Genomic DNA, 25,581 nt, shown 5'->3' on the forward strand with positions numbered 1-25,581 from the left:
CATGTCAGAGCGAACGTTTCTCTCCGTGCCGGCTGTTGACGGCGGCCTGCGCACCATCGAGCTGCGGGAACCCGCGGATCTCATCGTGTCACGCATGCCTCCAACAGCCCGGGAAGTGTACTCGGCGGCCCATGTGGTGGCGGACCCCCGGCTGGCTGCGAAGGGGGCTACCGACTGCATCGACTGGCAGGCGACGATGCGCGTACGGCACCGACTGTGGGACCTCGGACTCGGCATCGCCGAGTCGATGGATACGGCGCAGCGAGGTATGGGACTCTCATCCCGTGTGGCTATGGAGCTCGGCCGGCGCACCGTTGCGGAAGGGCGAGATCGGGGTGGCAAGGTCGTAGTCGGCATCGCGACCGACACGCTCGCCGCCGATGAGCGCGACCTCATCGCGATCGAGGACGCCTACATCGCCCAACTCGAAGAGATCGAAGGGGTAGGCGGCCGGACGGTAATGATGGCGAGCAGACAGCTGGCTGCCGCGGCGACGAGCGCCGACGACTACGTGCGCGTCTACGACCGGGTTCTTTCCGCTTCGAAGAACGGAGTCGTGCTGCACTGGCTGGGCTCGATGTTCGATCCTGCCCTGCGAGGTTATTGGGGCAGTGAGGACATCGCGGTGGCATCGCAGACCGTGCGGTCGATCATCGAGCAGAACGCGGTACGAGTGAGCGGGATCAAGATCTCGTTGCTCGATGAGACGTTCGAAGCCGGTTTCCGTCGTTCTCTTCCCGAGGGGGTACGGGTATATACGGGTGACGATTTCAACTACGTGAATCTCATCGCGGGGGACAACGAGGAGCACAGCGACGCCCTTCTCGGCGCGTTTGCCGCTGTACCGCAGTTCGCGAGCGCCGCGTTCGCTGCACTCGACAGAGGAGATGTGGCGGAGTTCCGCCGCATCCTCGAACCGACGCAGGAGGTCTCGCGACTGGTTTTCGAGGCTCCGACGCAGTACTACAAGGTCGGCGTGGCTTGGCTGAGTTTCTTGAACGGTTGGCAGCAGAGTTTCAAGATGCTGGACGGCTTCGAAACGGGACGGTCGGTGCAGCATCTGGTTGAGCTGCTCGAGGCGGGGGACCGCATCGGTCTCTTTCCAGATCCCGAATTCACCGCGCGCCGGGCTCAGGCCTATTTCTCAGGGCTCGGCTTCCCGTCGTAAACCAGCTCCGAAAGAAGGGCCTCCCCGGTGTTTCATCGGGGAGGCCCTTCCGCATGGTGTTTGAGAATGGATATCCGCGCATCGAAAAGGGCTCCCAGCGTCGTATCGATGCTGGGAGCCCTTCGCCCGTCTGGCGGGTTTAACGACCGGCCTGGATCATGTCTGCCGCCTTCTCAGCGATGGCGACTGTCGGTGCCTGGGTGTTCGAGGAGTTCACAGAGGGCATGACCGATGCGTCGACTACGCGCAAACCGGCCATGCCGTGCACGCGCAGGCTCGCATCCACTACTGCTTCCTCGGAATCGCCCATCTGGCAGGTGCCGACCGGGTGATACGACGTGCGCCCGAAATCGGTAACGAAGCGACGGTAGTCGTCTTGGGTCTTCAGTCGGTAGCTGTCGTCGATGATCTCGCGCTTGATATGCTTCGCCATCTCCGGTTGCGACATCATCGCGCGGGTCTGGCGCACGCCCTCGATGCTCATCTCCATGTCGAACTCGTCGCTCAGGAAGTTGGGGTCGATGAGGGGCTGTCGTCTGGGATCGCTCGAGGCAATCCTCACAGTGCCCCGGCTACGGGGGCGGAGGAAGTACGAGTTGATGGTCACGCCGCGTCCCACCGGGGCCGAAGCGATTCCCGCCTCCGATCCCGAAGCTGGGAGGAAGTGGAACTGCAGTGAAACCTTGTCGTCGTTGGGGTCGGCTAGTGAGAAGGCACCCGCTTCGACTCCGGTCGAAGTGAGGGGCCCCGACCTGAACGCGAGGTACTGCACCCCTGCCGAGATCATTGCCGGGCTCACCCGCTGCAGCCGGTCGAGTGAGCCGTATTCGTTGAGTTCGTAGATGATATCGAGGTCGCAGTGATCGTGAAGGTTCTTGCCCACGCCGACCAGCGCGTGCTTCACTTCTACGCCGGCCTCTTTGAGGTCGGCCGGATCGCCGATGCCCGAGAGCTGCAGCAACCGTGGCGAGCCGAAGGGACCCGATGACACGATGACCTCGCGCTTCGCCTCGAAAGTGATACTCGAGTCTCCGATGCGCGCCTTCACGCCGGCCGCGCGGCCGTCACGCAGGTCGATCAGATGCGCGTATGCCTCGGTGACGACGGTGAGGTTGCTCCGACGCATGACCTCTTTCGTGAGGTAGCCGGTGGCGGCCGAGCAGCGCAGCCCGTCGGGTGTCGTGGTGCGCTGATAGAAGCCGACGCCGAGCGGATCGCCGTCATTGAAATCGCTCGTGAACGGCAGACCGTACTGCTGCGCTCCCTTCACGAACGCTTGGGAGAGCGGGTGCGGATCCATGAGATCGGAGACCTTGAGCGGGCCGTCGCCGCTGTGACGCGCGCCCGAGAGGCGCTCGTTCCCCTCCGACTTCTTGAAGTAGTGGAGCATGCTCTCGGCGTTCCACTCGTCGTAGCCGGTGAGTTCGGCCCAGCCGTCGTAGTCGGAATCGATGCCGCGCGTGTACACCTGCGCGTTGATGGACCCGCCGCCGCCGAGCACCTTGCCCTGGGCGAGGCCCATGACACGGTCCCCTGCGTGCTTCTGAGGAGTGGACCGGTAGCCCCAGTCGAAGGTGCTTCCCGTGAGCTTCGCGAATCCGAGAGGGAGGTGGATGAAGGGATGGCGGTCCCTTCGGCCTGCCTCGAGCAGCAGTACCGTGACCGAGGGATCCTCAGAGAGCCGACTGGCGAGCACGCAGCCCGCGGTACCGCCGCCCGCGATGACGTAGTCGAAACTGGTGGTTGTCGGGAGACGCGACATTGATTCTCCTAGTGTGCTTGATATGTGTGGTGAAGCGAGCGGAACGTTCAGATGCCGAAGAACGGTTCGGCAGCCTTGAGTCGCAGAGTGATGGTCTTGGGCTCGGTGAACTCCTCGTACCCCGCAGTGCCCATCTCGCGCCCGTAGCCGGATCGCTTGAGGCCGCCAGTCGGCATCTGAGGTGCGTTCTCAAGCGTGGTGTTGACCCACACCGAACCCGAACGCAGGCGTTTGGCGAGCGGAATCGCGGTCTGGATCCCTGCAGACCAGATGGTGTTCGCAAGACCGTAGTCCACTGCGTTGACGAGCTCCGCAGCCTCCTCGACGGTAGCGAAACGAGTGACTGCGAGCACCGGACCGAAGATCTCCTCCTGGAAGATAGTGTCGCCGCGTTTCACGCCGTCGATGATGGTGGGCTCGACGTAGAACCCGCTCGCGTGAGCGCCGTCGATGAGTCGGTTGCCACCTAAGAGGATGGTGCCGCCCTCGGCCACGCCCTTCTCGATGTAGCCGAGCACTGACTCGAGGTGGGCCTCGTGAATCATGGCGCCGACCTCTGAGTCGTCGTCGAGAGGTGGTCCGACGCGGACGCGTCCCATGATTTCGATGACGCGCGAGATGAGCTCGTCTGCAATGCTCTCGTGCACGATCAGACGAGTTGTTGCGACGCAGCACTCTCCCGAATTGAAGATCGCACCGAACACCACACCGTTCGCTGCTTGCTCGAGATCGGCGTCGGGAAGCACGACCGCGGCGGCCTTACCGCCGAGCTCCATCGAGAGACGCTTCGTCGTAGCCGCCGAAACCTCGGTGATACGTGCCCCCACTTCTGTGCTGCCGGTGAACGAGAGCACGTCGACATCAGGAGAGGCGGCGATGGTATTGCCGACGACGGAGCCGCGCCCCGTCACCACGTTTACGACACCGTCGGGCACTCCCGCCTGCTTGCAGAAACGAGCCATCTCTACGGTGCTGCCCGCGGTAATCTCGGCGGGCTTGATCACCGCGGTGCAGCCGGCTGCGAGGGCGTAGGGCAGTTTCTGGGAAAGTTGCAGGAGGGGGAAGTTCCAGGGAGTGATCATGCCGATGACGCCGGCAGGTTCTCGAACCACAAGTGATACGACATCAGGATTCACGTTATCGACAGCCTCGCCGGAAGCGGTCTGGGCAAGCGCCGCGGCGTGCTCCACCATCGCGATCGAGGCCGCGACATCGCCCCGGGCGAGTTTGACAGGCTTGCCCACCTCCTCTGCCTCGATGCGTGCGAGGTACTCGGCGTTCTCGCGCATGAGCTCAGCCAGACGCAGCAGTACATGCGAGCGCTGCGGACCGTTCTTGCGTGACCACACTCGCTCTTCGAAGGTCCGCCTCGCTACGGCGATGGCGTCTAGGGCATCCCCTGCCGTGCCTGATGCGAACGTCGCGACGTGCTCGCCCGTACCTGGACAGAACCGCTGCGACACGGCTTCGGTTTCAGTTTCCGTGCCGTTGATGAACAGGCCATAGTTCCGTGCGTGCTGCAGGGAATTCGCCGAACCGGTCATGCTCCACTCTCCTTTGAGAAAACGCTTACTCAACTGATAGTAAGGGATTCCAGTGCAAAATACGAGAACCAGGCCCGGCCGAGACGATGAAATCGTGCAGCGCCTTCACTGTGTCAGGGGCTCACAAGGGATAATGAACCACTACGACATCGTTCCAGTGACGCAGAGCCGATAGAGAGGCTTGTGTCGGGAGGTTGGGAATGGCGGCCAGGAATCGAGCCACGATCCGAGACGTGGCGCGGGAGGCGTCGGTATCTATCGCGACCGTCTCCCGTGTGCTCTCGGGTGAGAAAACGGTAAACCCAGAGATGGCGGTGCGTGTGCGTGAGGCGGCCGAGAAGGTGGGGTACCGCCCGAACTCCGCCGCAAGGGGCCTGGTCAGCGGTACATTCCGCACGATAGGTGTCACCGTTCCCGATCTCGGCAATCAGTATTTCCAGGAGGTGCTGCGGGCGGCTGTGCTTGCAGCCAAGGGCGACGGTTATCGCATCGTGGTGATGGACTCGATGGGTGACGCCGATGAGGAGCATGAAGCCTGTCTGCAGCAGGTGCCGAACGTCGACGGCCTCATCCTGATATCGCCCCGGATGACGGTGTCGCAACTCGAGGGGCTTGTGGAGACGGGAGTTCCACTCGTCATGGTGAATCGCGTGGAGCCGGGTTTCGACATCCCCACGGTGACTTCCGACAATCACACTGCGATCGGCGAGCTCTGCCGCCACCTCTTCTCGTACGGACACAGGAATATGGTGTTCATCAACAACTCATATCCCTCTTGGCAGGCGCGTGCTCGCGAGGCGGCGATGGTCGAGAACGCGGCTCGGCTCGGGTTCTCGCTTGAGATACTGCGAGCTGAGCCGAGCATCGAGGGGGGGTATCTGGCTGCTGACGAGGCCGTGTATCTGTCCCCGACAGCAGTGCTCGCCTTCAATGATCTCATGGCCTACGGAGTGCTCACGCGATTCAGCGAGTTGGGGGTGGGTGTCCCGGAAAGAGTGTCGGTGACCGGATTCGACGATATCGAGATCGCGCGGCACTCGGTGCCACCGCTGACAACGGTGCTGAGCCCGAAGGCCCAACTCGGTCGGCTCGCGTGGAGAGCGATGCGTGCCTCGCTCTCCGATAAGGGGAACGCCGAGGTCGCTCCCGTCGCAGCCCCTGTCATTCTGCGGCGCTCGACCGGGCCGGCGCCGGATGCCGACGAGGGGAATGCTGAACTCGGTGTTCGGGCTCGCTGAAGACGGCGCCGGTCTGCCGTTGAACTAAATTTCCTTCGCGAGAGCTTGCTGGATCCGCTTTCCCGTGGCACTATGAGAAAACGCTTTCTCAAGCCTCAAAGGAGAGGATCCCATGAAATCTGCACTGACTGCCTCCAACCGCACGCGCCTGGCCGTAGCACGTAGGCGCGTAGCCGCTGTCGCAGCCATCTCGGTGACGCTGCCCGTGTTCGTCGGCTGTGCGGGCGGGGTCTCGACCGGCACGGGGAGTTCAGGTGAGGCCTGCGCTCCCGAGGACATCACGATCGTTCAGTCGGGTCGTGGCCTCGAGAACGAGTACTACGTGGCGGTCGATGCCGGCGCGCGGGCCTTTGCCGAGTCGAAAGGACTCCTCGACAATTACCAGTGGATCTCAAGCGATGGCGATTCGTCGAAGCAGCTCTCGCAGATCAAGTCGGTCCTTGCGAAGTCTGGGGAGTGCACTGTGCTCAACATCGACGCTAACGAGTCATCGATCGTTCCCGCGATCGTCAGCGAGGTCGAGAAGAGCGGTGCTTGGCTTGTCACCCAGTGGAATAAGCCCGACGATGCCTCGCCGCTGGACGGCAGCAAGCACTGGGTAGCGCATATGTCTGTCGACGGCGTGCCGCAGGGGTACGGGATCGCCAAGGCGCTCTTCGAGAAGATGGGTGGTAAGGGCAAGATCGTCGCCCTTCAGGGGATCCTCGACAACCCTCCTGCGAAGGAACGGTTCGCGGGGTTGCAGCAGGCACTCGAAGAGTACCCGGAGATCGAGCTAATCGAGGATCAGACTGCCGGCTGGGATCGCACCAAAGCGCAGGACATCACCCAGACCTGGCTCACGGCGCACGGTGATGAGATCGGCGGAGTCTGGGCAGCGGGCGATGAGATGGCTCTCGGGGCTCGAGAAGCACTTCTCAATGCCGGTCGTGCCGACGTTCCGGTAGCGGGTGTCGATGGTTTGGAACAGGCGATCAAGCTCGTCGCTGCCGGGGACGGCTATGCGGCTACTACCCAGTCCACTGGCAAGCTGCAGGGCGGGTATGGGCTTGCGATCGGATTCGCCGCAGCTACGGGAGAAATCGATCCCGACGAGCTGCCCGCTGAGAAGCGCGAGTTCTATCTCGAGGATCTACCCATCGTGACGCAGGAGAACGCCGCTGACACTCCCGCGGCAACCGATGTCTCCGAACTCGACTTTTCCGACGTCTGGGCGGTCAACGGACGCGGAATGTGATGTACACGGGCTGACGGCCGCGAATGCCCACTCCGGTCGTCAGTCCGTGTGCCTGATTTCTGGAACCGAGAGCGGAAGAAGGAGCAGATGACCTCCGCAATACAGGAAGAGGAGACGCGGCAGCGTCTCGACGCGACATCGAAGGGCAGCGAGTCGGTGTTCCGCCGGCTGCTCCGCGGTGATAAGTATCCGATCCCCGCGCTCGGGATCCTCGTGGTGATCGCTCTCGTGATGCTGGTGATCAACCCCCAGTTCCTTTCACCGGGAAACCTCTCGGCGATCGCGCAGCAGGCCGCGGTACCGGTCGTCGTCGCAATCGGTCTCACGTTCGTGGTGCTCATGGGAGGCATCGATCTCTCTGTCGAGGGTGTCATGGCGGCGGCCTCGCTCGCCGTGGCGCTTTTGGTGGCCAACTCTCAGAGCTCCTTCGACCTAGGTCTGCTCGGTGTGCTCCTGGCTATCGCGCTCGGTGCGGGCCTCGGCTTGATCGCTGGTGCCTCGGTGGCCTGGTTGCGCATACCCTCGTTCATCGTGACGATCGGCACCTGGCAGATCGGCCTCGGGCTCGGACAGATGATGTTCGGCAGCGCCCCGCCTCAAGTCGAGGATCAATTCCTGCGCGACCTCATCAGGGTCCCGGTGCTCGGTGTTCCCGGTCTCGTCTGGATCGCGATCGCGATCGTGGTGATCGGACTGCTGCTGCAGAGGATGACGCGGTTCGGCAGATACGCCTATGTGATCGGGGACAGTGAGGAGATCGCGATGCAGTCGGGGGTCAATGTGCGTTTGTTCCGCATGATGGCGTTCGTGCTCGCCGGAGGATGTGCCGCACTGGCCGCTGTCATGGCAACCGGCCGTGGCGGAGTCGGCGATGTCAGCATTGGCAGCGGTTTGCTATTCACGACCATTGCAGGCGTTGTGCTCGGCGGCACATACCTGACGGGCGGTCGCGGTGGCGTGCTCCACTCCGTCGCGGGAGTGCTGGTGATTGTGTCCATTTCTAACGCGATGGTGCTCGGTGGTGTGAACCCTTACGTGCAGCAGGCCGTCCAAGGCATCGTAGTGGTCGGCGCCGCGGTCGCGACACTCTGGCACTCGCGTGCACGGCTGAGGGTGGTGAAGTGACGAATGTCTGAGAAGAACGAAGTCGTCTTCGCGATCGACAACGTGACCAAGCGCTTCCGCGGCACGGTCGCCCTCAAGAATGTCTCGCTCGAGTTGCGTCGGCACGAGGTGCTCGGCCTCATCGGTGAGAACGGCGCAGGCAAGTCGACGTTGCTGAAGATCCTCACCGGTCTCGAGCAGCCGAGCGAAGGCGAGATCTCGCTGCGAGGCGAAGCGGTCACCCTGAACGGTATCCGCGGAGCGAATGAGCACGGCATCGCCATGGTCTTTCAAGAGCAGTCGCTGATCAGCAATATCAGCGTCGGTGAGAACGTGCTGCTCGGTCACGAGGGAGCAACCGTCACGGCGGGCGTGTACCGGTGGGGAGCTCTGAGGCGAGAGGCGCAGAAATACATCGACATGGTTGGTGCCGACATCAGCGCCGATCAGCCCACCAGTGCCCTGCCCTTCGCGAAACGGCAAATGGTCGAGGTCGCGAAGGCCATTGCCAGTGCCGATGGCTCCGATCATGAGCCGGTGATCCTGCTCGACGAACCGACCTCGGTGCTCGAGGCGCAGGAGATCGAGAAACTGTTCGAGATCATCGACGGACTGCGACAGCGCGCCTCGGTGATCTTCGTGAGCCACCGCATGGAGGAGGTGCTGCGCGTCTGCGACCGTGTGTACGTGCTGCGGGACGGTGAGGTCGCGGGCGAGCGGATCCCCGGCCGGGTCGAGGAGGAGGAGCTCTACGAACTGCTGGTCGGTGAGGACCTCTCCCAGGGCTACTACCATGAGGACCTGCGGGTCGAACCTCGGGATGATGTGCGGCTGAAGCTTTCCGGGCTCTCGGGCGCGGGCTTCAGCGATATCGATCTTGAGATGCGTTCCGGCGAGGTCGTCGCCCTCATGGGAGTGCAGGATTCGGGCCGCGAAGAGATCGGAAAGGCGCTGTTCGGGGGTCTGCCGACTTCTCGCGGCACTGTCGAGGTCGACGGCGTGCGTGTGAGCCTCCGCTCGCCGGCGGATCTGGTGGGTAAGGGAATCGGCTACATCCCCTCCGACCGCAAGACCGACGGCTGCGTGCTGCCCATGTCGGTGCAGGACAACATGGTGCTGGCGCACCCGGAGCGCGTCGCGCGGGCGGGTGTCTTCGATCCGCTGCTCGGATCGAAGACAGTACAGCAATGGATCGACAAGTTGCGCATTAAGACACCCTCGGGTTTCACTCCTATGCGCAACCTGTCGGGTGGTAACCAGCAGAAGGTAGTGCTCGCCAAATGGCTGCTCGATCCGAAACTGAGGGTGCTCATTCTCGATACACCGACCCGCGGCCTTGATGTCGGAGCCAAATCGGATGTCTACAAACTGATCCGCGAGCTCGCGGAGAACGGGCTCTCGGTGATACTCATCGCCGACACTCTCGAGGAGGGAATGCACATGGCGCATCGGGTTGTCACTCTGAAAGATGGGCGTACAAGCGGGGAGTTCCTCTGCTCCGCTGGCTCGATGCCCGAGCGCACCGAGATTCTGGAGAGGATGATCTAGGGTGACCCGGTTGAATGAAGAACAGGCCCCGAGCACCTCGGCGCAACTGATAGCAGCGCGGCAGAAACGCGACTTCCAATGGTTCCACGAGCGGGGCCTTACACCATTCGTGGCCTTGATCGTGGTGGTCGGCGTGGTTGCGATCTACGATCCTGGTTTCCTATCGCCGCGGGCGCTGACCTCGCTGCTCGATCAGACAGCGGTGCTCGGCCTTCTCGCGCTCGCCCAAGCCGTGGTCGTGCTCACCGGCAGGATCACACTGGCCAACGCGGCACTCGCGTCGCTCGGAGGTGTATGCCTCGCTCTGCTATTGCCCGATTACGGCTGGTTCGGCGTCATAGCCGTGGTGCTGGGGGCTGCCCTGCTCGGCCTGCTGCTCGGCACCATCCACATGATCGCGCAGGTTCCCTCGTTCGTCGTGTCGCTCGGCGGTATGGGAGTGTTCGCAGGGCTCTCGCTCTGGCTCTCAGGAGCCGATTCCCTCTATGTCTCATCAGGTTACGAGGTGCTCGAATGGATGACCTGGCGCTACTTCGGTATTCCGATCTCGTTCCTACTGCTGGTCTGCATCGCGGGCCTCATGATGCTCTGCTTCGCGCTCTTCCCGATCGGGCGCAGCATCCGCGCCGTCGGGTTCAACGAGCGAGCTTCCGCCTTCTCTGGTATCCGCACGACGCTCGTCGTCGTATCGGTGTTCGCGCTGTCCGGCGCGCTCAGCGGCCTCGCGGCGACCCTGCAAATCGCGGAACTGCGCTCCGCGGGCGCGACCACCGCCGATGCGCTGCTGCTACCGAGCATCGCCGCCGTGCTACTCGGCGGCAACGCCATATCGGGCGGCGTCGGAGGGATCGGTCGCACCCTGGTGGGCGTGCTCATCATCACGGTGCTGCGGGTGGGCCTCGATATCGTCGGAGTACCGTCGTCAGTGCAACCCATTATCTACGGTGTGATCGTCATACTGACGATCGCCGTCACTGCGGACCGGGCCCGAGGGCGAGCAATAGCGTGAGCGAAGCGCCGTTGGTGCCCGCGCAAGACACGTTTTCACAGAGGAGGACGAAGCAGTGGATATTGCGAGCAAGAATCGGGTAGGGCGCACGGGGGTCGAGGTGACGACGCTCGGCTTCGGCGCCACGTTGATCGGCAACTTCATGCAACCACTCACAGATGCCGAAGCCCGCGCAATGGTGGACCAGGCGTGGGGGCTGGGGGTGCGATACTTCGATACTGCGGCACTCTACGGCCACGGGCTGAGCGAGTACCGCCTCGGCCACGCTTTGTACGAGCGGCCGCGAGATGCGTATTCTCTGCTCACGAAGGTGGGGCGGGTGCTGAAGCCCGCGGCTCGCGGTACCTTCGACTCCGGGCTATGGGTCGATCCCGCGCCCATGTCGGTGACCTACGACTACAGCTACGACGGCATCATGCGCTCTGCGGAAGATGCCATGCAACGGCTCATGACCGATCACATCGAGATGGTGCTCGTGCACGATGTGGACGCGTACACCCACGGCGCCGAGGCGCAGCGCGGTTACTTCGAACAGGCCGTCACCGATGGCTTCAGGGCGCTTGAGAAATTGCGTGACGAGGGAGTGGTGCAGGCGATCGGATTCGGTGTGAACGAATCCGATGTGCTCTTGGAGGCCATGCAGCGCACCGATTCCGATGTGTTGCTGCTTGCGGGACGCTACACGCTTCTCGAGCAGGATCCGATCGACGATCTGTTCCCGCTCTGCAGAGAACGCGGTGCGAGCGTGATCCTCGGCGGTGTCTACAACTCCGGTATTCTCGCCACCGGCCCCAGGGATGGTGCGAAGTTCAACTACTCGCCAGCACCTCGGGAGGTGCTGGATCGTGCCGCCCGCTTGGAGACGATCTGCCGGCGATATGACATCCCCCTGGCGGCAGCGGCCCTGCAATTCGCCGCCGCGCACCCGGTAGTGGCGAGTGTCTGCATCGGTTCGCGTCGTCCGGAGCAGCAGGCCCAGACGGCCGAGTACGCCAGTCTGGCCGTGCCGAGCGCGCTTTGGGAAGAAATGCAGGCAGAGGGGCTGATCCGTGAGGATGCGCCGCTGCCCGGCGATGAGAGGAGCGCATCATGAGCGTCGGAGCCGAGGCGATGCGAGAGACCATGCGCGCGGTGCGCTACTACGGGCCGGGCGATGTCCGGGTGGAGCGCCTCGAGAAGCCGGTACCTAGCAAGCATCAGGTACTGATCCGCAACGAACTCTGCGGTATCTGCGGCACCGATCTGCACGAATATACGGAAGGGCCCATCTTCGCCCCGACCGCGGATGTCCCTGACCCGTTGACGGGCGAGACGGCGCCGGTGGTTCTCGGGCACGAGATGGTGGGTGTCATCGAATCTGTCGGTTCGGAGGTGTCCCGGTTCTCGAAGGGTCAGCGAGTAGCGGTTGAACCGCGTCAGGCCTGCGGCGAATGCGGGCCCTGCCTCGACGGACGCCGCAACTGCTGCCCGATCGCGGCCACGATCGGTCTGCAGGGCGGCGGTGGCGGGCTCGCCGACTACATCGCGGTCGATGAGCAGCTCGTCTATGATCTCGGCAGCATTCCAGCCGAGGTGGGAGTGGCGCTTGAACCGCTCGCCGTCGCGACCCACGCCGTGCGCCGGATCGAGGGAGGAGTGCACGGTAAACAGGTCCTCGTGATGGGGGCAGGCCCGATCGGTGCGCTCGTCGTGTGGGTGCTGCGCGCTTCCGGAGCCTCCGAGGTGGTCGTGGTCGAGCCCGGGGCCGGGCGGCGGGAGAACGCATTGAAGTTCGGTGCTACCAGGCTGCTCGATCCGAAGCAGGACGACCTCGAGAAGAAGCTCACGGAATGGGGTATCTCGCCGCATGCGGCCTTCGAGTGCGCCGGTACCGGAGCGACGCTGCAGGGCTGCCTGCAAGCCGTGCGTCCAGGCGGCGTCGTCGTCAATGTGGCGATCTCCGGCCGGGCCGTCGAGGTCGACCTGTTGCCGTTGATCGTGAAGGAGATCTCCGTGCTCGGTAGTATCTGCTACGCAGGGGACCACGCGGCCGCAATCGAACTGCTGCGTGAAAACGAGTTCCCCGTTGAGGCGTTCGTGAGCGAGCGCATCCGACTCGAGGACGTCGTAGCGGAGGGGCTTGAAGAGCTCCGTCGCGCATCCGCGGAGCACATGAAGATCGTCGTCGCAGTGTGACGGGCGAGAAGGAGGAGCGATGTCTCGTGTGCTGATCGCGTGCGACAAGTTCAAGGGTTCCGCGACTGCCGCTGAGGTGGTCTCCGCGCTCGGGCGGGGCATTCTCTCGGAGCAGCCCGAGGCGGTCGTCGAAGAGCTGCCGGTGGCGGACGGGGGAGATGGGACGGTCGACGCTGCGCTCGCCTCCTCGACTTTCGAGGAGCGCCGTTGCGCGGTGACCGGTCCGTACGGTGAGGGCCGTGAGGCTCGTTTCGCCTTCGGCTCCGAGGCGCGCACCGCGGTGATCGAAGCGGCGGAGGCCTGCGGGCTACGACTGGTCGATCCCGAGGCGCTGCGCTCCCGTTCCGTCGATGCGCTCTCGGCGACGAGCGCGGGCGTCGGTGAGCTGATCGCGGCTGCGCTCGACGCGGGGGCCGAACGCATCGTGCTCGGTCTCGGCGGCAGCGCCACCTCCGACGGCGGTTCGGGCATGCTGGCAGCGCTCGGCGCGCGCATCCGCGATGCCACTGGTGCCCCGGTGGGGCCGGGCGGATCCGGTGCCGCGCTCGCCGCGAGCATCGACACCGCGGCACTCGATCCGCGCCTGCGCGACACCGAGATCCTCATCGCCTCGGACGTCACCAACCCGCTGTGCGGCCCCGACGGTGCCGCGGGCGTCTACGGCCCGCAGAAGGGTGTACCGCCCGCGCGCATCGCCGAGCTCGACGCCGGTCTCGCACGCTTCGGAGCGCTTGTCGAGCGCTCGCTCGACGCCGCTCCCGGTGCCTGGACCGAGCACCCCGGCGCCGGCGCGGCGGGCGGGCTTGGGTTCGCGGCGCTCGCGGTGCTCGGTGGCAAGATGCGCCCCGGCATCGACCTCGTGCTCGATCTGCTGCACTTCGACAGGGCCGTTGCCGGCGCGGATCTCGTCATCACAGGAGAGGGGCGCCTCGACACGCAGACCCTCAGCGGCAAGGCTCCGGCAGGCGTCGCCGCCCGCGCGCAGGGCATCCCCGTGGTGGTCGTGTGCGGATCCAGCGCCCTCCCGCGCGAGCGGGCGCTCGCGGCGGGCTTCCGCGAAGTGTTCGAGCTGGTCGGGATCGAGCCCCGCGTCGATCGATGCATACAGGCCCCTGTGCCCGTGCTCGAGCGCGTCGGGCGCATGATCGGAGCGCGTCTTCCCGAGCTCGTGGCCTAGCTCAAGGCCGAACCTGCCCCTGATCCTGTCGAAGGGACCCCCTCCCGCCACTGTTTCGGAGCACACCCGTATTTCGGATCGATCGCGGAGATCTGATCCGAAATACGGGTGAGATCCGAAGCCAGGGGATCCGGCCCCTTCGACAGGCCCAGGGGGTGGGCAGGCTACTCCGCCGGCGCCAGGTCGTAGGTGACCCAGGGCGTCTGCTGCGCGAGCCGGTCATAGAGGCGGCGCGCGGTCGTGTTGCTCTCGTGGGTGATCCAGCGCACCAGGGAGACTCCCTCGTCGCGCGCGATCTCGGCGAGGCGGTGCAGGATCGCGGATCCGGCTCCCGTGCCGCGCGCCTCCGGCGCGGTGAAGAGGTCGTCGAGGTAGAGGCCCTGCTCGCCGACCACGGGCCGCGAGAAGCGGCGGAAGTGCCCGATCCCGACCACCCTGCCGTCGACCTCGGCGACGAGCCCGCGCGTTTCGTGCGAGGGATCCATCAGCCAGCCCCACACCGTATCGAGCACGGCGGGATCGTGCGGCTTCTCGTAGAAATCGCGGTACCCGCGGAAGAGCGCGGCCCACGCCTCGCGATCACCCTCGGTGACCGGACGCACGACCACCGCGCGGCCGTCCCCGCTCACGACAGCTTCTCCACCTCGACGAAGACCACGTCGCTCTCGCTACCGCGGTTCTCGATGCGGTGCTCCGCCCCCGACGGGCGCGTGTAGCTGCGGCCCGTGACCAGCTCGGCGACGATCTCGCTGCCGTCGGCGTTCGTGACGTGCATCGTGTCGGTCACGAGCGGCACCACTACGTACTCGTGCTCGTGCCTGTGCATCGGGATCGCCCCGCCCGGTTCGATGGTCCACTTCGTGACGCGGAAGTGCTCGTTCTCGAGCTGTACTTCGCTGTGCGATCCGCTGCTCATGATCCTCCTCGATGCGTGACGGGGCCCGATCGGCGCCTCCCCTCCCAGCATAGGTGGCAGCTCGGCCGCGGGCGCGGCTAGTGTGGGCGGATGAGCGATCGATCGATGGGCGGGCTGCCGACGCGCATTCTCATCGCCGAGTTCGACTCCGTCGCTCAGGCCGCACGTTATGCCGAGAACGGGGCGGAGGCGGCCACCGCCGACCTCACGGGGATGCTGCGCATCGGCCGGCTCGTCGCCGAGACCGTGCTCGTGACCGATGCGATGCTGCTCGACGGCGAGTACTTCATGAGGCTTGGCCCCGAGGGTGTGCTGCGCGAGCTGGGCGCCGGGGACGGGAGGTTCCCGCTCACCGTCACCGGGCCCGCTGAGACGCTCGCGGCCGGGCTGGAGTTCCGCAGGCGCAACGCCGGCTTCGCGTGGTCCCTCATCGGTGTGAACCGTGGCGAGGCGGTGCCCTCCGCGGTCGAGGCCCGCTGGGAGGATTGGCTGGGGTCCGTGGATCGCGGGCTCATCCGATACGAGCAGCAGCCGCCGGGATTCACCATGCCCGCGTTCGGGGAGCTGCCGCCGCTCTCCGCGGGCGGCGAGGCGGCGCAGTCCGGGCAGGCTGGGCAGGCAGCACAGACGACACAGGCCGCGGCGCTCGCCTCATCGCTGCGCAACGTCGTGAGGCGCAGCGAGGCGTTCGAGATCATCGAGAAGGCCGGTTTGCATCCCCGGGATCAGGATCGCCTGCGCGCGTGGTGGAACGCGAGGTATCTCCGGGCGATCGCCGACCAGGCCGGGGCCGACTGGTTGAGTTTCGAGGCCGCCGGCCCGCTGCAGCATTCCGTCCGCAGGAGCGATCGGCGGATCCGCCTCCCCAGGCGTCTGCTCGAGTGGGCCCGGGAGGCGAACCCCGCGAGCATCGCCCTCGCCTGGGATACCACGTCGAAGCAGCGCGAGCGGTTGCGGCGCAGGTCGAGCTGGGCGTCGATGCGGGATCTCGCCTACCAGGCGACGCAGATCGCGTCGGCGCGCACCCGCAGAGGGGTGCTGCGCGATTCCGTGCTGCGGCTCCTCGTGGCGGCGGTCGCGGTCGTGCTCGCGGTGCCGGGGTTCGAGGCGGTCGCGCTCGAGAACCCGCTCACCTGGATCGTGTTCGCCGGCGTCATCGTGACGACCGTGCCCTTCGACTCGCTGCTCGCGCTCGCGGGCCTGCTCGTGCCCGATCCGCGGGCGGAGCTCATCCTGCATCGGAGAGGAATCGCGTCATGAACGATGGAGTCGGGTTCGCGCCGGTCTACGAGGCCCGGGATGGGCTGCCGGTGCGCCTGGAGGCAGCCCCCCGCCAGGACTCCCGCGGACGACCGTATCTGCACCACCGCCTGGTCGTCGCCGATGGCCGGCCGGGCGCCGTGGTCGTCGCGGTGCGATCGGGGGAGCGCGAGGACACGCCAGAGGTGCTGCTCGTGCGCAGCCTCCGCTACGCCGTGGGGCAGGAGCTGTGGGAGCTGCCTCGCGGGTCGGGGGAGCCCGAGGACGCGGTGGATCGGGATCGCCCCGCCGATCCCGATCCGGTTCGCGGTTCGGGTCCGGATCCTCATCGCCCCGCCGATCCTGTCTCCGATCCCGCATCCGATCCCGTCGGCGACGCGGGTCTGCGCGCCGGCCTGCGCGAGCTCGCCGAGGAGACGGGCTTCACCGCTGCCCGCTCCGAGCTGCTGGGCGGCTACGTGGTCGACTCCACGGTGTTCCCGCAGCGGGTCTGCGCCGTGCTGTGCGAGATCGATGCCTCGCGCGAACCGGGCGACGTGGACGGCGAGGTGGAGGAGTCGCGCTGGTTCAGCCGCGACGAGGTCGTCGGGATGATCCGCTCGGGCGCGGTCGCCGATGCGCACTCCCTGTCGGCCCTCCTGCTGTGGCTCCTCCCCGCCATCCCGACCCGGTCGTGATGGCGGACTCCGTCCCCGAACCGGGGCGCCTGCGGCGCCTTCAGCGCTCCGGAGACGCCGTAAGCGCCCCCGATTCCACCTCGAAGAGACGTGAAATGCGCCATGATGAGGGTATGCGCCTCATCGTGGCGCACTACTGACTGTAAGGAGTTCCCATGACTTCGCCCGAAACCAAGCTGCTCCACCGCGCCGGCGACGGCGTCCGCACCGCTTTCGGCGTGGGCGGGCTCATCGCGATCGTGCTCGGCCTGCTCATCATCTTCTTCCCCGGAAAGACCGGCGCCGTCGCCATGCAGATCATCGCGGCGGTGATGGCCGCCTATGCGCTGGTGGTCGGCGTGGTCTACATCGGATCCTCGATCTTCAGCCGAGCACTCGGGGGCTGGGCGCGCACCGGCCACATCCTGCTCGGTGTGCTGTACGTCATCGGCGGCATCGTGATGATGGTGAACCTGGGCGCCGCTGCCGCGGTGCTCGCCGTCTTCCTCTCGGTCACCGTCGGTGTGCTGTGGCTGCTCGAGGGCGTCATGGCGTTCACCGTGGTGGGTCAGAGCGGCAACAAGGCCTGGACCGTCATCTACGGCATCATCAGCGTGCTCGCCGGCCTGACGCTCGTGTTCTCGCCGCTGCTCGGCGCGGTCACGCTGTGGCTGCTGCTCGGGATCTCCATGCTGGCGATGGGCATCGTGCAGGTGGTGCGCGCGTTCAAGATCGGCTCCGCGGCGTAGGGGGTACAGCGCGGGCGGTTACCGGGCGGCGCCGTGCGCGGGTGGCCGCCGCCCGCCCGCGCGTCAGCGCATCTGCTCGAGCTGAGCGGCGGTGACCGGGTCATCGCCGCTCGCCAGCGCGATGTACTTGCGGAGCACGACGAGCGACGCACCCGCCTTGTCGAACTCCGCCGCGACGAAGCGGTCGGTGCCGATGAGCGCGAGCGCCTCCCGTGCCGGCATGATGGCGCCCTTGATCTCGCTCCGGCGTTCCGCCGGGGCGACCGCGCGCAGCTCGGCCATCGAGGTGAAGAGCGGGAGCACCAGCTGGCCCTTGGTCGAGCGGATGGTGCGCACCCGCGGGCCCTTCTTCTTCGATGAGGTGCCCGTCACGTCGGCCACGAGATAGCCCTCGCGCAGCGAGTTCAGGAACGTCGCGAGGTGCTCGTAATCGGGCTGCTCCTGCAGCGCCCGCAGCGCGCCGCGCACGGCCTCGTTCGCGTAGTCGGGGTGCACCTCGTCAGGGATCAGAGCCTCCGCCGCTTCCGCCGTCCCGTTTGCGTTTGCATCTGGGTTTGCGTCGGCGTCTGGTGCGGGCTGCTGCGGGTTCTCGGCCATGCCTCCACCCTACCGGCGGCTTTCCGCCGCCCCTCATCGGCGGTTCCCCTCGGTCCGGGGTCACTTTCGTGCGTGTCGTCTCGCGCGACACGCACGAAAGTGACCCCGAATCACGACGAGGACGTTCAGAGACCACGGGAGGCTGTGCCGCGATCCTCACTCCTCGCCGACGCCCCGAGCCGCGAGCGCCTCGCCCGTCGACTGCGCGTGCGCGACGGTGCGCAGCGCGAACGGTACGAGCAGCGCGCGTACGCTGCGCTCGAGACCGCGGGCCTGGGCTGCCGCGCGGGTCTCCTGGGCGATGCCGAGGATGTTCGGGATCGCGGTGATGACGAGCGAGAACGCGAGTGCGACGCGATCCGGGTCCACCCGCAGCGGGCGAAGCGGCTCGAGCGCCCGAGCGATGGTGTCGAGCATGTCGGCGACCGCCGTGCTCGCGGTCACGGCGCTCGCGGCGAGGATCAGGGCGAGCAGATCGCCGACCACCTCGAAGCCGCGCGGCCAGCCCTGCAGCAGCCAGTCGGGTGAGCTCAGCACGGTTGTGAAGGGCTCCGATGTCGCGGTCGAGACCTCGTTCACCGACGCGAAGAGGAACAGCGGGATCGCGATGAACGCGAACCCCCGGGCGACGCGCCACAGGTGCCGTCCGCGCAGACCGGAGAGGACGGCGAGCGCGACGGCGATCCCGAGCCATACCGCGGTGATCGGCACGCCGCGCGTCCAGGTCACCGCGACCGCGAAGCAGACGAGTCCCAGCAGCTTCGCCCCCGGCGGCAATCGGTGCAGCGGCCCGCGCCCGGGCAGGTAGGCGCCGAGCGGCGACCAGCCGCTCATGCGATGCTCGCCCGGTAGTGCGCGACGGCCTCGGCCGGTGCGCCGTCGAAGACGACCCGCCCGTCCGAGATGACGAGCGTGCGGTCGGCGCGCTGCGCGAGGTCGAGGTCGTGGGTGACGACCACCACCTGCTGCGGCAGCGACATGAGCAGTTCGCCGATGAGGCGGCTGTTGCGCAGGTCGAGCAGGGTCGTGGGCTCGTCGGCGACGAGGATCGCCGGGTCGGTCGCCAGCACCGCCGCGATCGCGAGCAGCTGCTTCTGCCCCCCGGACAGGGTGTGCACGCTGCGCTCGGCGAGGTGCGCGATCCCGAACCGCTCGAGCACGGCGAGCGCCGCGGCTGTGCGCTCGCGCTTGCCGCGGTGGGTGCGGCGCAGGGAGAGCGCCACATCTTCGACGGCCGTGGGCATGATGAGCTGCGCCGAGGGGTCGGTGAAGACGAACCCGACGGCGCGTCGCACGGCGGGGCCGTCGCGGCGGGTGTCGAGCGGGGGTGTCGCGGTGTCGGCGTCCGGGGCGCCGGAGGTGTCGGAGGTGCCGGAGGTGCTGGAGGTGCTGGAGGTGCTGGAGGTGCTGGATCCCGGTGCGATCAGCACCTCGCCCGAGGTGGGCTCGATCAGCCCGTTGAGCAACCGGGCGAGGGTCGACTTGCCGGATCCGTTGCCTCCGACGATCGAGACGCGCCGCTCGCGCAGCACGAGCGAGGTTGGCTGCAGGATCGTCGCCTCACCCTCGGGGGAGGGGGCGACGACGGCTGCGCTGCGGAGTTCGATCACTCGGAGATCCTACGCGTGTCGGCGGGCTCAGCGTCGCACGCGCACGGGCAGCAGCGCGGGGAAGGCGCGGTGCACCGCGGTCGCGACGATCGCGGCGAGCAGGGCCTTGACGAGGTCGAGCGGCAGGAACGCGACGTCCACGATCGCGGCCTGGCCTACGGACATGCCGCCGCGCCAGGCGAGCCCCGCGATCCCGAGCACATGATTGACCGCGACCCCGACGACGGTCGCGAGGAGGAGCGCCAGCGTGGTCGCCACGGCGCCCCTGCGCGGGATCCGCGACGCGATGAAGCCCGCCGCCGCAGCGGCGAACGGGAAGGAGACGAGGTAGCCCATGGTCGGGCCCGCGAACGGGGCGAGCCCCGCGCTGCCTCCCGCGAATACGGGGAGACCGATCGCCCCGACCGCGAGATAGAGCAGCGCCGCGAAGAAACCGCGCCGCGCGCCGAGCACCGCGCCGGTCAGCACGATCGCGAAGGTCTGCAGCGTGAAGGGCACGGGGCCGAGCGAGATCGCGGGCAGGATCGCGCACACGGCGATGAGCGCCGCGAAGGTGGCGATGAGGGCGAGGTCGGTCGCGGGGTTGCGGCGCTGCCTCGAGCGGGGGCGGGGGTCGGGGGCGGTCGCTGCGGTGGTCGCGGGGGTCGAGCCTGTCGTGGCGGCCGGGCCGGTTGAGGCGGCCGGATCGGTCGGGGCTGTCGCGGCCGTCGGGGCTATCGCGGCCGTCGGGGAGGCGGCCGCCGGGAGGCCAGTAGATGCGGTCGCGTTCTTCGGGATGGTCGGGTCGGCCGCAGCGGAGTCGGCGCGGGAGTGGTCGGTCATGATGTCTCCGTGAGGTCGAAGTAGTGGTGGCGATGGAGGCGGCAGCCCGGATTGAACGGGGCGGAGCATGAGGGGCAGGCCTCGGCCCGCAGGTAGTCGTCGATGCGCATCGCGGTGCGGCAGACCCCGCAGAGCACAGCGCGGCGGTTGCCGTCGGCGGCGCTCCAGCGTTCGGTCGGATGCCCCGCGGTTTCCTCGTGGCACGCGAAGCAGGGGTAGAACTCCTCGCAGCACTTGAACTGCAGCGCGACGACGTCGAGCGGGCCGTGATAGTGCGCGCACCGGGTCTCGGCATCGACCACGCGACCGAGCACACGGGGTGCCGATGTGTGCGTGGGCGTGGTCATTCATGTCTCCTGGGCGATCAGTGCGGTCGGTGATTCTCGGTCACCTGAACAGTGTTCTGGTGAACGGTGTTCAGGTTAGCGCTAGACTGGCCCGATGCGCAACACCCTCGCCGATGTGGTCGCCGCCGGGCTGCGCGTGCTCGACGCCCAGGGGCTCGAGGGCTGCTCGATGCGCCGCGTCGCCGCCGAGCTCGGCGTGCAGCCGAGCGCGCTCTACCACCACGTGCCCGACAAGCAGACGCTGCTCGCGCTCATGGCCGACGAGATCGTGGCGCCGGTGGCGCGGGAGCAGACTGCCGCGCGGGCCGGGGCTGTTTCGCGGGTCGAGGATGTCGCGCGGGCAGAGGCTGCTGTGCCGGACGAGACCGCCGCGCGGGCAGAGGTTACTGCGCCGGTCGAGGCGGGAGGCGGCGCCGCCGCTGCCGGAGCTCCTGCCGGTGGTCCCGACGCCGATCCACGGTCCTTCTGCGTCTCGTTGCGCGACGCCATGCTCGCCGTGCGCGACGGGGCCGACGTCGTGGCGACCGCTGCGGCCTTCAGGCTCGGAGCCTCGGGGATCGAGCGCAGCCTCGGCGCCCTCGTCGGAGCCGACGGCGCGCGCACGCTCCTGCTCTACACCTTCGGGCACGCGCAATCGACGCAGACCCACCGTCAGGCCGCGGCGTTCGGGGCGCTGGTCGATCCCGCCGCGCTGCCCGGGCGGGGTGCGGAAGAGGCCCCGGATCCCGACCTCGACCTGGACGCCTCGTTCGGTCGCGGTCTCGACATCATCCTGCGGGGCTTGGACGCCCCTCGCTGAGCGGCGCTCGCAGGCAAGCGAGACAGCAGCGTTCGCCGCATGCATATAGCGCCGAGAGGCGGATTTCGCATGCTGGGTCCGCGCCTCTCATGCGAAATCCGCCACTCGAGCAGGGTGCGGCGGGGTGCGGCCGGGCTGGGCGGCGCGGGGCAGGGCTGGCCGGGGCCTGGAGGGGCTGGCCGGCGCAGGACGGGCGAATGCGAGGCAGGCGGGGCCGGGAGAGCCAGCGCAGGACGCGCGGACGCGGTGGGGTGGGGAGAGGCAGGCCGCGTCGGGCCGCCACCTGCCGCGTCAGAAGAGCGTGTTCTTGTCCTCCATGCCGCGCATCGCGTCGTAGTCGAGCACGAGGCAGCGGATCCCGCGGTCCTCGGCGAGCGTGCGGGCCTGCGGCTTGATCTCCTGCGCCGCGAAGACGCCGTGCACCGGGGCGAGCTTCGGGTCGCGGTTCATGAGCTCGAGGTAGCGGGTGAGCTGCTCGACACCGTCGATGCCGCCGCGCCGCTTGATCTCGATCGCCACCGACGCGCCCGAGGCGTCGCGGGCGAGGATGTCGACCGGGCCGATCGCGGTCATGTACTCGCGGCGCACGAGCGTGTGGCCCTCGCCGACGAGTTCGATCTGGTCGGCGAGCAGCTCCTGCAGGTGCGCCTCGACGCCGTCCTTGATGAGCCCCGGATCGACGCCGAGGTCGTGCGACGAGTCGTGGAACACCTCGAACACCGACACGACGAGCTTGTCGGCGGTCTTCTTGTGGGTGACCTGCCAGGCCTCGACGATGCCGGCCTCGCGCTGATCCTCGTCGAGTTCAAGCGTGGCGAGCGTGCAGGGCGGGCTCATCCAGTTGAGCGGCTTGTACGAGCCGCCGTCGCTGTGCACGAGGATCGAGCCGTCGTTCTTGAGCATGAGCACGCGCTTGGCCCGGGGCAGGTGGGCCGAGAGCCGCCCTGCATAGTCGACGGAGCAGTCTGCAACAACGATTCGCACTCGCGGTAGTTTAGCCGCTCCGGCGGGGAGCGGGGTCGGGCATCTCGGGCGACCGCGGATCAGCGGCGCGACCGCGCGGCCGACGCGGCGAACAGCACGTACACCGCGAACGGCAGCAGCGCCCAGAACGCGACGAGCAGCCCGATGTGCTCGCCGAGGAAGCCGAACGCCATCGGCCCCACGAGCATCGAGCCGTACCCGAGCGCCGACACCGCGGCCACGTCTCGAGCCGCGGTCTCGGCGCGGTCGGCAGCCGCCGAGATCGCGATCGGCCAGCCGAGGCTGGTGCCGACACCCCAGGCGAGCACGCCGATGACGGCCCCCGCGGTGCCGGGCACGAGGATCGTCATCACGATTCCCACCGCCGCGATCACGGCCGACACCCGCAGCACGCCGACCCGCCCGAAGCGGGTGATGAGCCACGATCCGGCGATCCTCACCGCCATGACCGCGGCGAAGAACACGCTCAGCATCGTGGAGCCCAGCTGGTTGCTGAAATCTCTGCCGTCGACGAGGGCGAGCGGCAGCCAGTCGCTCGGAGTGCCCTCGAAGAGGCCGAACGAGAGCGTGATCAGGCCGATGAGGAAGATGCGCGGGTCGCGCCATGGGCTGTAGGGGCGGGCGGATCCGGATCCGGATCCGGGGGCCTTCGACGACGACTCGCGCGGGGCGCCGTCGTCGGACCACTGGATCGGAATGGACCCGGTCACCGGGGTGAACGCCGGTTGCTGCCCGGCGGCGGACTCGATGATCGGGATCGAGCCCGTGACGGGATACCGCTCCTCAGGCCCGGGGAGGCGCTGTGCCGAGGAGGCGGATCCCGGGTCGCCGGCGCCCTCGGCCGTGGCCCGCGCCGTCGCCTCGTCGCGAGGCAGATAGCGCAGCAGGGAGAGCAGCACCGCGGCGCTCACGATCATCACCGCGGCGAAGTGCACGGGCACGGGCACGCCGAGCGCCTCGGCGAGCCCGCCGATCCCGGTCGCGGCGACCGCACCCAGGCTGTAGCCCGCGTGCATGAGCGGCATGCGGGGCCGCCCGAACGCCGCCTCCGCGTTGGCGCCGCTGACGTTCATGGCGACATCGCAGATGCTGAAGGCGAAGCCGTACGCGAAGAGCACCGCGAGCCCCACCGGGATCGCGCCGCTCAGGATGATCGCGGCGGCGCTCGGCAGCAGGATCGTGGTCGCGACGGTTCCGCAGAGGAGCGTGCGACGCGGCCCGAAGCGCTGCACCACCCGCCCCGACAGCATGAGCCCCGCGAGGCTGCCGACGGCGAGGCACAGGCCGTAGATGCTCATCTCGACGGCGGAGGCGCCGAGGTGATCGCGCACGGCCGGCAGGCGGCTCAGCCAGGTGCCGAAACCCAGACCCACCACGAGGAAGACGACGGGGATCGTGCGCACCCAGCGCACCACCGCGGCCCGTTCGAAGGGCACCGAAGCTGTCACCCCTCGAGTCTACGAGGCGCACCGAAGCGGGCGCGACCCCCGCACGAGGCGGGATCGGGGGCGGATCAGGCCCCGAGGCGCACCCAGCGGTCGCCGCGCGCCCTGATCCCGAGCGTCGCCGCCCGCGCCAGCATGAACACGAGCGTGAATCCGGCCGTGAGTGCGACCAGCGCGGCCGTGCCGCTCGGCACGAGCGTCGTGAGCAGCCACAGCGCGGGCAGGTACACGGCGAGGTTCACGAGGCTCGTCCAGGCGAGGTAGCGCGCGTCGCCCGCGCCCATGAGCACACCGTCGAGCACGAAGACGAAGCCGCCGAGGGGCAGCGAGATCCCGAGCACCAGCAGAGCGGGAGGCAGGATCGCGAGCACCTGCTCGTCGCTCGTGAAGATGCGCCCCACGACGGAGCTCGCGACCGCGAGCAGCACCCCGATCACCGCGCCGCACGCCACGCCCCAGAAGAGGGTGCGCCGCACGACGAGCCGGGCGCGCGGGGCGTCGCGCGCCCCCAGAGCATCGCCGATGAGCGCCTGCGCCGCGATGGCGAGCGCGTCGAGGGCGAACGCGGCCGTGGAGAAGATGGTGAACACCACCTGATAGCCGGCCGTGGCGGTCGTGCCGTGGCTGGTCGCCGCGAAGACCGTGACGAGCAGCGCGGCCCGCAGCCCGACGGTGCGGATGAAGAGCCAGCCGCCGCTGCGGCCCGCGTGGGCGAGGCCGTCGCGATGCGGCAGGAATCCCGCTCCCGCGCGGCGAGCGTGCCGGGTGATGACGGCCACGTAGACCGCGACCATGCCCCACTGCGCCACCACCGTTCCCCAGGCGCTGCCCGCGATGCCGAAGCCGAGACCGTAGATGAACCACCAGTTGAGCAGTGCGTTCGCGGCGAAGCCGACGGTGGCGACCGCGAGAGGCGTCTTCGTGTCCTGCAGGCCGCGCAGCAGGCCGCTCGCGGCGAAGACGACGAGCATGGCCGGGATGCCGAGGCAGGAGATCGTGAGGTAGGCGAGTGCCTGCTGGGCGGTGTCGTGTTCCACGTGGAACAGTGCGACGAGCGGATCGCTCGCGAGCCACAGCACCGCGCCCACCGCGATCCCGATGCCGAGCGCGAGCCACAGGCCGTCGATGCCCGCCTGCACCGCGCCACGCAGGTCGCCGGCCCCGCGTCGCCGCGCCACCAGCGGCGTCGTGGAGTAGGCGAGGAAGATCATGAGGCCGACCGCGGTCTGCAGGATCGCCGCGGCGACCGCGAGGCCCGCCAGGGGAGCGGCGCCGAGGTGCCCGATGAGCGCGGAGTCGACCACGATGAAGAGCGGCTCCGCGATGAGCGCGCCGAGCGCGGGTACGGCGAGGTGCGCGATGCTGCGGTCGATGCGCCTGCTGCTTTCGCTCATCGCTCCAAGGTATCGGTTCGGGCAGGCTCAGGCGTGGCTT

General features: G+C 67.7%; 25 protein-coding genes. 13 read left to right on the forward strand and 12 right to left on the reverse strand.

All coding sequences use genetic code 11. From position 1 onward, the window contains the following. Nucleotide 1: 1 nt before the first annotated feature. Complete coding sequence (locus tag KVY00_RS09765) at nt 2-1,168, forward strand: DUF993 family protein (protein ID WP_223042780.1); 1,167 nt, start codon at nt 2-4, stop codon at nt 1,166-1,168. Nucleotides 1,169-1,307: 139 nt separating this feature from the next. On the opposite strand, the gene KVY00_RS09770 is transcribed toward KVY00_RS09765, so the two are convergent. Both KVY00_RS09770 and KVY00_RS09775 read right to left on the reverse strand, forming a co-directional pair. Continuing rightward, nucleotides 1,308-2,930 carry a GMC family oxidoreductase gene (locus KVY00_RS09770; RefSeq protein WP_223042781.1) on the reverse strand — a complete coding sequence of 541 codons (1,623 nt, stop codon included), beginning with the start codon at nt 2,928-2,930 and terminating at the stop codon, nt 1,308-1,310. Nucleotides 2,931-2,977: 47 nt separating this feature from the next. After that, nucleotides 2,978-4,474: an aldehyde dehydrogenase family protein gene (locus tag KVY00_RS09775; RefSeq protein WP_223042782.1), complete on the reverse strand. Its 1,497-nt coding sequence runs from the start codon at nt 4,472-4,474 to the stop codon at nt 2,978-2,980. 233 nt (nt 4,475-4,707) lie between these two features. On the opposite strand from KVY00_RS09775, the gene KVY00_RS09780 reads away from it, so the two are divergent. The 8 genes from KVY00_RS09780 to KVY00_RS09815 all read left to right on the forward strand — a co-directional run bounded on the left by KVY00_RS09780 (nt 4,708) and on the right by KVY00_RS09815 (nt 13,962). Beyond that, nucleotides 4,708-5,712, forward strand: a complete 1,005-nt coding sequence (locus KVY00_RS09780) for a LacI family DNA-binding transcriptional regulator (RefSeq protein WP_223042783.1) — start codon at nt 4,708-4,710, stop codon at nt 5,710-5,712. Nucleotides 5,713-5,905: 193 nt separating this feature from the next. Further along, nucleotides 5,906-6,949, forward strand: coding sequence for a sugar ABC transporter substrate-binding protein (locus KVY00_RS09785; RefSeq protein ID WP_223042784.1), 1,044 nt, complete (start codon nt 5,906-5,908; stop codon nt 6,947-6,949). A gap of 87 nt (nt 6,950-7,036) precedes the next feature. Next, a complete protein-coding gene (locus tag KVY00_RS09790) occupies nt 7,037-8,074 on the forward strand; it encodes an ABC transporter permease (protein WP_223042785.1) in 1,038 nt (345 codons plus the stop codon). A 3-nt stretch (nt 8,075-8,077) separates the two neighbouring features. Further along, nucleotides 8,078-9,601, forward strand: a complete 1,524-nt coding sequence (locus tag KVY00_RS09795; protein ID WP_223042786.1) for a sugar ABC transporter ATP-binding protein — start codon at nt 8,078-8,080, stop codon at nt 9,599-9,601. A 10-nt stretch (nt 9,602-9,611) separates the two neighbouring features. Next, nucleotides 9,612-10,610, forward strand: coding sequence for an ABC transporter permease (locus tag KVY00_RS09800; RefSeq protein WP_223042787.1), 999 nt, complete (start codon nt 9,612-9,614; stop codon nt 10,608-10,610). 55 nt (nt 10,611-10,665) lie between these two features. Next, complete coding sequence (locus KVY00_RS09805) at nt 10,666-11,703, forward strand: aldo/keto reductase (protein WP_223042788.1); 1,038 nt, start codon at nt 10,666-10,668, stop codon at nt 11,701-11,703. Continuing rightward, nucleotides 11,700-12,785, forward strand: coding sequence for an alcohol dehydrogenase catalytic domain-containing protein (locus KVY00_RS09810; RefSeq protein ID WP_223042789.1), 1,086 nt, complete (start codon nt 11,700-11,702; stop codon nt 12,783-12,785). The genes KVY00_RS09805 and KVY00_RS09810 overlap by 4 nt, the downstream gene beginning before the upstream one ends. A gap of 19 nt (nt 12,786-12,804) precedes the next feature. After that, complete coding sequence (locus tag KVY00_RS09815) at nt 12,805-13,962, forward strand: glycerate kinase (RefSeq protein WP_255572586.1); 1,158 nt, start codon at nt 12,805-12,807, stop codon at nt 13,960-13,962. 164 nt (nt 13,963-14,126) lie between these two features. Here the strand turns inward: KVY00_RS09815 and KVY00_RS09820 are convergent, their stop codons facing one another. Beyond that, nucleotides 14,127-14,591 (reverse strand): GNAT family N-acetyltransferase, encoded by a 465-nt coding sequence (locus KVY00_RS09820; protein WP_223042790.1) that lies wholly within the window; start codon nt 14,589-14,591, stop codon nt 14,127-14,129. Continuing rightward, nucleotides 14,588-14,878, reverse strand: coding sequence for a cupin domain-containing protein (locus tag KVY00_RS09825; RefSeq protein ID WP_223042791.1), 291 nt, complete (start codon nt 14,876-14,878; stop codon nt 14,588-14,590). The genes KVY00_RS09820 and KVY00_RS09825 overlap by 4 nt, the downstream gene beginning before the upstream one ends. A 90-nt stretch (nt 14,879-14,968) precedes the next feature. Here KVY00_RS09825 and KVY00_RS09830 point away from each other — a divergent pair, with 90 nt between their 5' ends. From KVY00_RS09830 to KVY00_RS09840, 3 genes are all read left to right on the forward strand, one after another. After that, nucleotides 14,969-16,138: a hypothetical protein gene (locus KVY00_RS09830; RefSeq protein WP_223042792.1), complete on the forward strand. Its 1,170-nt coding sequence runs from the start codon at nt 14,969-14,971 to the stop codon at nt 16,136-16,138. Continuing rightward, on the forward strand, nt 16,135-16,815 hold the full coding sequence (locus KVY00_RS09835; RefSeq protein ID WP_223042793.1) for an NUDIX hydrolase: 681 nt from the start codon (nt 16,135-16,137) through the stop codon (nt 16,813-16,815). The genes KVY00_RS09830 and KVY00_RS09835 overlap by 4 nt, the downstream gene beginning before the upstream one ends. 155 nt (nt 16,816-16,970) lie before the next feature. After that, on the forward strand, nt 16,971-17,543 hold the full coding sequence (locus tag KVY00_RS09840; protein WP_223042794.1) for an HdeD family acid-resistance protein: 573 nt from the start codon (nt 16,971-16,973) through the stop codon (nt 17,541-17,543). A gap of 63 nt (nt 17,544-17,606) precedes the next feature. Here the strand turns inward: KVY00_RS09840 and KVY00_RS09845 are convergent, their stop codons facing one another. The 5 genes from KVY00_RS09845 to KVY00_RS09865 all read right to left on the reverse strand — a co-directional run bounded on the left by KVY00_RS09845 (nt 17,607) and on the right by KVY00_RS09865 (nt 20,919). Further along, on the reverse strand, nt 17,607-18,140 hold the full coding sequence (locus KVY00_RS09845; RefSeq protein WP_223042795.1) for an SseB family protein: 534 nt from the start codon (nt 18,138-18,140) through the stop codon (nt 17,607-17,609). A gap of 156 nt (nt 18,141-18,296) precedes the next feature. Further along, on the reverse strand, nt 18,297-18,974 hold the full coding sequence (locus KVY00_RS09850) for an energy-coupling factor transporter transmembrane component T family protein (RefSeq protein ID WP_223042796.1): 678 nt from the start codon (nt 18,972-18,974) through the stop codon (nt 18,297-18,299). After that, on the reverse strand, nt 18,971-19,750 hold the full coding sequence (locus KVY00_RS09855) for an energy-coupling factor ABC transporter ATP-binding protein (RefSeq protein ID WP_223042797.1): 780 nt from the start codon (nt 19,748-19,750) through the stop codon (nt 18,971-18,973). Before KVY00_RS09855 ends, KVY00_RS09850 begins: the two co-directional genes overlap by 4 nt. 27 nt (nt 19,751-19,777) lie before the next feature. Continuing rightward, nucleotides 19,778-20,572 (reverse strand): biotin transporter BioY, encoded by a 795-nt coding sequence (locus KVY00_RS09860; RefSeq protein WP_223042798.1) that lies wholly within the window; start codon nt 20,570-20,572, stop codon nt 19,778-19,780. Continuing rightward, nucleotides 20,569-20,919, reverse strand: a complete 351-nt coding sequence (locus tag KVY00_RS09865; RefSeq protein ID WP_223042799.1) for a CHY zinc finger protein — start codon at nt 20,917-20,919, stop codon at nt 20,569-20,571. Before KVY00_RS09865 ends, KVY00_RS09860 begins: the two co-directional genes overlap by 4 nt. A 94-nt stretch (nt 20,920-21,013) precedes the next feature. Here KVY00_RS09865 and KVY00_RS09870 point away from each other — a divergent pair, with 94 nt between their 5' ends. After that, the gene (locus tag KVY00_RS09870; protein WP_223042800.1) at nt 21,014-21,718 is read left to right on the forward strand and encodes a TetR/AcrR family transcriptional regulator; all 705 of its coding nucleotides are present in this window, start codon (nt 21,014-21,016) and stop codon (nt 21,716-21,718) included. Between the two features lie 291 nt (nt 21,719-22,009). On the opposite strand, the gene nucS is transcribed toward KVY00_RS09870, so the two are convergent. The 3 genes from nucS to KVY00_RS09885 form a co-directional block, all read right to left on the reverse strand. Further along, nucleotides 22,010-22,702, reverse strand: coding sequence for an endonuclease NucS (gene nucS / locus KVY00_RS09875; protein ID WP_223042801.1), 693 nt, complete (start codon nt 22,700-22,702; stop codon nt 22,010-22,012). A gap of 59 nt (nt 22,703-22,761) precedes the next feature. After that, the gene (locus KVY00_RS09880; protein ID WP_223042802.1) at nt 22,762-24,150 is read right to left on the reverse strand and encodes an MFS transporter; all 1,389 of its coding nucleotides are present in this window, start codon (nt 24,148-24,150) and stop codon (nt 22,762-22,764) included. Nucleotides 24,151-24,215: 65 nt separating this feature from the next. Then, nucleotides 24,216-25,541 (reverse strand): MATE family efflux transporter, encoded by a 1,326-nt coding sequence (locus KVY00_RS09885; protein ID WP_223042803.1) that lies wholly within the window; start codon nt 25,539-25,541, stop codon nt 24,216-24,218. Between the last annotated feature and the right edge of the window lie 40 nt (nt 25,542-25,581).

Origin of the sequence: Leucobacter tenebrionis (genome assembly GCF_019884725.1) — a bacterium.
GTDB lineage: Bacteria > Actinomycetota > Actinomycetes > Actinomycetales > Microbacteriaceae > Leucobacter > Leucobacter tenebrionis.